General features: G+C 44.7%; 7 protein-coding genes and 1 other RNA gene. 1 reads left to right on the top strand and 7 read right to left on the bottom strand.

Annotated elements, in window-relative coordinates; translation table 11 throughout:
* Nucleotides 1–989 (bottom strand): cohesin domain-containing protein (locus T488_RS18005; protein WP_037298284.1); only part of this gene is annotated, 989 nt, incomplete at its 3' end.
* A 12-nt stretch (nt 990–1,001) separates the two neighbouring features.
* A complete protein-coding gene (locus T488_RS0112905; protein WP_028520062.1) occupies nt 1,002–4,265 on the bottom strand; it encodes a BspA family leucine-rich repeat surface protein in 3,264 nt (1,087 codons plus the stop codon).
* Nucleotides 4,266–4,956: 691 nt separating this feature from the next.
* Between T488_RS0112905 and ssrA the strand changes: the two genes are divergently transcribed.
* Nucleotides 4,957–5,326: a transfer-messenger RNA gene (gene ssrA, locus T488_RS19375) on the top strand.
* Between the two features lie 142 nt (nt 5,327–5,468).
* Here ssrA and T488_RS19680 read toward each other — a convergent pair.
* The 5 genes from T488_RS19680 to T488_RS18000 all read right to left on the bottom strand — a co-directional run.
* Nucleotides 5,469–5,624 (bottom strand): hypothetical protein, encoded by a 156-nt coding sequence (locus T488_RS19680; RefSeq protein ID WP_155267172.1) that lies wholly within the window; start codon nt 5,622–5,624, stop codon nt 5,469–5,471.
* Nucleotides 5,625–5,641: 17 nt separating this feature from the next.
* Nucleotides 5,642–6,181: a dockerin type I repeat-containing protein gene (locus T488_RS0112895; protein ID WP_028520061.1), complete on the bottom strand. Its 540-nt coding sequence runs from the start codon at nt 6,179–6,181 to the stop codon at nt 5,642–5,644.
* Nucleotides 6,144–6,419 (bottom strand): hypothetical protein, encoded by a 276-nt coding sequence (locus T488_RS0112890; RefSeq protein ID WP_028520060.1) that lies wholly within the window; start codon nt 6,417–6,419, stop codon nt 6,144–6,146. Before T488_RS0112890 ends, T488_RS0112895 begins: the two co-directional genes overlap by 38 nt.
* Nucleotides 6,420–6,628: 209 nt before the next feature.
* Entirely contained in the window at nt 6,629–6,784 is a 156-nt protein-coding gene (locus tag T488_RS19900) for a hypothetical protein (RefSeq protein WP_196243278.1), read from the bottom strand.
* Nucleotides 6,785–6,801: 17 nt separating this feature from the next.
* Nucleotides 6,802–7,208: ribosomal protein L7/L12 (locus T488_RS18000; RefSeq protein ID WP_037298281.1), on the bottom strand; the 407-nt coding region annotated here is incomplete at its 5' end.

Raw genomic sequence — 7,208 nt, 5'->3', positions numbered from 1 at the left:
GTAGTCGAGGTTGTTGATGTTGTGGTAGTTTTATTTGTTGTAGTAGTGGTTGTTGTAGTTGTAGTCGATGATGTAGTTATGCTTTCATCCTGCAAGACTACCGCACCTGTCTTTATTGTCACAGGAACGTATTTAAGGGCATTATTTACAACTGCTGTATTGCCTATAAGAACTGCATACTCTCCTGCCTCAGCACCTTCGTTCACTGTAAATACCAGCGTGAACATCTCGCCTTTATCTTTTTTATCTGCCTCAGCCAGATTGTTTCCGAAGGCTATACGATAGCTTCCGCCGCCGATCACATCTGCCGAGCCGTTATCGGGAGCAAGGGAAGTATATTCGATCTTTTTGAGAGTAAGAGCATCAGCATTCCACTTCAGATCTGCTGTACCCGAAACAAATCCGGGGTTCTGCTTTGCAGTTACGGGAACCCTGATCTCTCCGTCACCTTTTACAGGTGCATTTACACTGCCTATCTCTAAAAGCAGGTCATTCTCTGAAGTCTCGCCTGTAAGTGTTACATTTGCAGAGCCCAGCGATACAGACAATGCTTTCAGGTCTGTATTATATATAACTGCATTTTCAAGTGCTACAAGATGGTCTCCTGCTTTAGCCGTTTCCGTTACAGTAAATGTCAGGGTAAAGAATTCGCCTGAGCCTGTAAAGTTTTCGGTCTTTAAATTCTCTCCGAATGATACCCTGTATCTGCCCTGTGAGATCTCTGCCGAGCCGTTATCGGGAGCATTATCCGTATACGCTACGGATCTGAGCTTCAGAACCGTCCTGTCCCATACTATATCCACCGTTCCCGCTATATATCCGCTGTTCACTTCTGCTGTGACAGGGATACTTATTTCTGTTCCCGGCTTGCATTCTGCTGTGACACTTTCTGCGGAAAGCATCATATCAGAAGCCGCAAATACGGCTGTCGGAAGCAGGCAAAGCGATAGTACGGCAGAGAGGAGCACTGATATGATTCTTTTTATCATGATGCTTTCTCCTTATTTTTCTATCTCTGCTATGTATGTATCATAGCCGTCCCACGCTGCAACTGCACGGGAAAGAATAATTGAATCTCTTACATCGACTGTACCGTCACGGTCAAGGTCCGCTGCATCAAGGTCTATCTCGATACCTTCCCAGCCGTTTACATAGCGTGCTATGAGTTCTGCATCCAGTGTTGTTACCGAGCCGTCGCCGTCAACATCACCGACAAGGAGCTTTTCCTTGACTTCTTCGCTCCAGAGGGCTTTCACAACTGTATCGGCTGTGATCTTCAGTGTATCGCCCGCATTATAGGTCTTGTCGCCGATCTGCCAGCCTGCAAAAACCTTGCCGTCAGGGGCAGTGAAGGAACAGGACGGGAAGGCGAATGTGCAGCCCGAAAGCAGTACAGAGTCGGCTATGCTTCCGTCGCCGCCGTTTGCATCGAACTTTACGGATACTATGCTGTAATCCCACATTGCGTAAAGGGTAATATCCTCAGTTACCGTGATCTTTTCGCCCGCCTGTCTGATCTCACCGTTGATGAACCAGCCTGCGAACTCCTTGCCCTCGGGAGCAGTGAAGCCGCACTCAGGCAGAGCAAATTCCGCAAATGCTGTAACAGAGGCATCTTCCATTGTACCGCTGCCTCCGTCGGGGGCAAATGATACTGTGATCTTATTAGTTCCCGTTGCTGTGAACTGATATGTGACTATTATAGACTTTCCGTCCTCCATAGGCTGTATCCCTGCGGGCTTGCCGTTTACTGTGGCAGTTATGTCGGTGAGATCATCAGGGAATACATATCCGTCCTCAGCCGAAACAAGCACACGGACTGTATATTTATTGCCTGCCAGGAATTTAGCCCCCGGAGGCATTACATCGCCCGAAACGTCATCATCTGCCCAGTTCATGCCGTCTGTGCCGTAGTCCGCTATATCTGAGTCAGTACAGAGGACAGCGCCCTCGCCCGAAACTGTTGCGGTTTTTACGGGGAGCTCCGGCGCATTTGGTGCGACTACATCTGTGATGTCGACCCTGTAGATAGGCTCTGCCTCCTCACTTGCGGGAGTCTTTACAGTCTTGGTATAGAATGGCTTGCGCTCACCTTTTACGAGGACATATACCGTATACTCCGTATCTGATCTGAGCTTACCGATACCTACGCCGTTTATCTCGGCAAAGGTATACCAGTTCTCCTGATCCAGGCTGTAATAGTAAGTCGGAGCGACTGTGGGCTCCTGCCACAATGCATTATACATATCCTTTATCAGAACAGTATGTGCATCAGGGGCGCTGACGCCAAGATCATTCAGATAATGTGCCGCAGCTTTACGTCCGTCGGGTGCCTCATAGCTGTAGAAAGCCGATGACTTCCTGTAATTGGAAATATAGGCTAAAAATTCAAGCGAACCGTCTTCGAGGAGCCGGGCTGTGTTCTTTTCTGCCTCACAGAATACAGTTTTACCGTCAAAGCCGTAAATATCTGTATAAGCAAGAGCATCTTCCGTGGGCTCGGCAAAAACGTAATTCTCGTTGGGTCTCAGACGTACAGAGAGTAAGTATGCTCCGCCGTACACGAAAACATCATCACCGCTCAGTTTTTTTCCTGTAACGGCGTCTATCCAGTATGTGTTACTCATGTCTACCGTGTATTCATTACTCATAGCTTTAAGGTCTGAGAGCGAATCCCATGCCGTTGTACCCGGTGTAGGGAAAGTAAGATATTTAAGGTTATAATTCTCGGCTTTTATCAGATTTCTCTTATAATAAGCAGCAGAGCCGGAGGTGGTTTTGCTTATCTCAGCAAATTCTCCGCTTCCGCTTATCTTATCTCCCTTGCCGTTGAGCCAGCCGCCACCGTTGGGAAGCCTATGAGCTGCGACAACATCGCCGAATTTTGAGCTGAGATACAGCTTGCTGAGTGACTCACAGCCGGCAAAGAAGCTGTTCATATTTTCAGCATTGACTGTATCAAGACTTCTCAGATCAAGCTCCTTTAATGCCGTACAGCCGCTGAACATACTGGCTAAGTCAGTGCAGTCTGATGATGCGAAAGCCGTACCGCTGATAGATTCGAGGGCTTCACAGCCGCCGAACATTCCAGCCATTGTCATGACCTTTTCAAAGCTGAACTTTCCGAGATCAATTTTTTTCAGAGACTGACAGCCATAGAACATATACTCCATTGTTGTGACATTCGTTGTGTCAAATCCGCTGAGATCAATGTTTTCCAGAGCTGAACAGATACCAAATGTGTAATCCATACTGTCTACCTTGCTTGTATCCACACCTGTCAGATCAAGATTTATCAATGAATAGCAGCCATAGAACATATTCGACATTGACGTCATCCTGCTTGTATCCACATTGGAAAGGTCTATATCTGTACAGTTTGTATACCCATCAAACATACATGAACAGCTGTCTACGAATTTAGTGCCTTCCTGAGCGGCTATCTTTTTTACAGAGGTTTTCTTCTCAAAGCGTCTTATTGTTTCCCTGTCAACAACGTTTTTCAGCGTCAGGAGACCTGTTGTGCTGTTGTATGTGTAACAATCCGTTGCAGGCATGAGAGCATAGTCCCTGATATAGGTGTTTTTGCCGCTGTTTGAGATAACAGCATAGGTGTCCGTTCCGCTGATTATAGTATCCGGAGCCATGACGTTTGACCAGCCAAACTCACCTTGCTGTAAGCGGGAATCAGAAGTCAATCCTGAACAGCCTTTTCCCAAAGTCAGTTTTTTAAGAGAACTACATCCATAAAACATAGCACTTTGAAAATCTGTGCCTGATTTTATGGTAAAGCTGCTCAGATCAAGCTCCTCAAGAGATTTACAGGAATCGAACATCTGCTGCATATTTACAGCACTACCGGTATCCCAGCCCAAAAGGTCAAGCTTTTTCAGAGAAGTGCAATTATTGAACATCGCTCCAAACCTCTCGCAGGAGCTCACATCAGCCTTTGAAAGATCCATTTCGGTACAATTTACAAAACTATCAAACAGAAAAGAGCCTTGAGTTATCTTCGTCCCCTCTTCTGCAACTACTTTTTTGACCTTACTTTTGTCTTTGTAATTTAAAATCTCCGATCTGACATTTAGGTTGATCAAACCTTTCAGCGAAAGCACACCCGTGCTTTCGTCAAATGTATATGCGTCCGCTGCATATACATTTGCAGGCTTTTGCAGGAACCCTCCGCCGAACCGGGGCGGCGCTGCCCCCGTCGTCAGTGCCGCTGCTATCGCCAAAGCAGCAGCCCTTTTGATGATCTTCTTCATTTTTCGTCCTCCTTTAAAAAAATAAAAACGTACACAGAACAGAATTATCCCGTGTACGAATCAAACAATGTGAATATCCGCTGTAAAGCCGTTGCTTACATAGACTGAATATGATTTACACATATGAACTGCCCCCATAATTTCACGCCATATCATGTAAAAACTATTTGATTTATTATAGCATTTTTAACATGAATTGTCAAGAATGAGTTTATATTTCCGATATGTGTAAGTTTGTATATTTGACTATTACTAAAAAGATGGACCTATGATCGCTTTCCTCTCTTTTGTATGTTTGTTTCTGCTCATATCAGCAATTTTCCGGTGATCAGCCATCTCTCTATTGACAAAGTCAATAAAATATGATATTCGGTACATCCATATCAATCGTTACATAGACGTGGACAACGGCACATATAAGCGATTGTCTGAGCTTGTAAAGGACAAGGAATACACTGCACTATGGTCAAAGTTTTTTAACACGGACTGCACATACTCTGTAATGTGAACTCCGCTCATGAACTAACGGAATGGTACTCCCCTGGCGAACTATACCTGCATTGACGCAAACAAACAGGAAATATCTCTGCTTTTACAAATAACGACACCATTTGCAGTTGACAAACGGCTGAAAACAGTGTATAATGTTATTCGGAGCATTTCGGCTCCCCACCTCACTCCCTCATTATATGGGGGCGTAAAGGTTTCGACGGGGGTCTTGAAGTGTGATAAGCGAGCGGAGAATGGCGTGATCTCCATAACCTGCGCCACGTTTAAATATAAACGCAAGAAATAACATTACAGTTTCTAGAAATAGCGAACTGGTAGCTGCTTAAGTCAGCTTCTGTCCACCGAGGGAGTACCGCGGCTCTCGCTTGGGCATCGATCAGCGGTGAACGACTGACGGAAGTGTCCGTGTCCGCCAGTTGTATACGGACTACCTGCACCCGCAGCCCGTTTATCGGCGGCTCGTACAGGGAATCATAATAGGTAAAATACGCTCGTAGAAAGTTGCATGAACGGACTTTCGGACAGGGGTTCAATTCCCCTCGCCTCCACCAGAAGCAAGGCTCGCAAACGGCTTAGAATAGCCATTTTGCGAGCTCATTTTTTTTAAAAGTGCTCCCAACCACTTATTGACCACTTATTTTTTTATTTAACAATATCAGACGCTCCGCAGAGTTTTGTCTCTGCGGAGTATTTTTATGCCATAGTCTGCTCCATATTTTCTTCTTCAAGCTCGTCCTCATCTTCGTCAATATCCGGCTCAGCTTCCTTCATAATAAGATTAACGGCTCTGAAATTGCTTTCAGAGCCGTGATATGTTCCCTTTACAGAACTTTTATTTTTGACACACATCTGTCCAGATGGCGGTATCAGTTTTTCGTTACGGTAACAGTTGCTCCTGCACCTTCAAGGTCGGCAACGAGCTGATCTGCTTCTGCTTTTGTTGCTGAATCTGTTATTTTAACAGGTGCTGCAGCGACCCTATCCCTTGCTTCTACCAGACTGCATTCCAAATACTGATGAATAATAAAAGCGACTGATGTAGGTTTCTTTCCAGCATCTTCAAGGCGTATGGTATAGGTATCTTTCTGCTCGATTATCATTTGCTTTAACAGGCAGAGGTCGAAGACATCGAGTTTATCATCTTTGCACAGATCAGCATTCTGCCAGTAAGAGAGCTGAGTATCCGGAACAGCAAGCAGCCATTTTTGCAGCAGAACAGCATCAGCTATTGTGACCTCTCCGTCACAGTTGACATCACCAGGTGGACAATCGAAATATATCTTTACCTTTTCGATCGTACAGTATGTATCACCGGTGCAGCCTGTAAGTATAACTGAATCGGCATTTAGATCAGTTATTTCAAAAACATCATCGGATAAGGCAAATTTTACCGAGACTGGTATCACTAGCTTCTACAGCAAAATGAACCCCACTAAAGTTATGCACTTCGGGTAGATATGTGATTACCAATGTTTCGGAATCATATATATATGTTTGGTAAGTTGTTGCAATTGTTTCCACTGTTTCCTTAGCGTGTGCAGTAAGCTGATAGGTAGTTCTGTCAGTAATGGCGGTGTCAGCCAGTATGACACCAATAAGTAACACAGTTGACAATACCGTTGATATAATTCTTTTGATCTTCATAGAAAAACCTCCTTTTATATCATTGTATCCGCATATATAGGGATTCTCCCCTATATTATCGCCATTATATCATATTATTTGTGGAAAGTCAACTAAACAGAAGAGCATGCCTCGTCTCTACCAGAAGCAAGGCTCGCTAATGACTTAGAACAGTCATTTTGCGAGCTCGTTCTTTTTAAAAAGTGCTCTTGATCTTGACCGCTTATTTTTTATGCCATAGTCTGCCCCATATTTTCTTCTTCAAGCTCGTCCTCATCTTCGTCAATATCCGGTTCAGCTTCCTTCCTAATAAGATTAACGGCTCTGAAATTGCTTTCAGAGCCGTGATATGTTCCCTTTACAGAACTTTTATTTTTGACACACATCTGTGCAGAGAGCGTTATCAGTTTTTGGTGACAGAAACAGTTGCTCCTGCGCCCTCAAGGTCGGCAACGAGCTGATCTGCATCTGCTTTTGTTGCTGAATCTGTTATAGTAACGGGGGCTGAATTGACAATATTCTTTGCCTCTCCAAGACCGCATCCCAGATACTTATTGATTATCGAAATGGTCGAAGTTAAGGATGTTATATCCTCTCCGACTTTTTCAAGGCGTATGGTATAGGTATCTTTCTGCTCGATTATCTGCTGCCTTAACAGGCAGAGATCAAACCCATCAAGTCTGCCATCTTCGCACAAATCAGCGTTTTTCCAGTATGGTATCTGCGTACCTGGAATGGCAAGCAGCCATTTCTGAAGCCGCACAACATCGGCTACTGTGATATCTCCGTCACAGTTGACATCGCCTTTTT

Origin of the sequence: Ruminococcus flavefaciens ND2009 (assembly GCF_000621785.1) — a bacterium.
In the GTDB taxonomy this organism is placed as follows: domain Bacteria; phylum Bacillota; class Clostridia; order Oscillospirales; family Ruminococcaceae; genus Ruminococcus; species Ruminococcus flavefaciens_C.
Note: the sequence above shows the minus strand (reverse complement) of the source record. Positions and strands in the feature narration are given on the sequence as shown.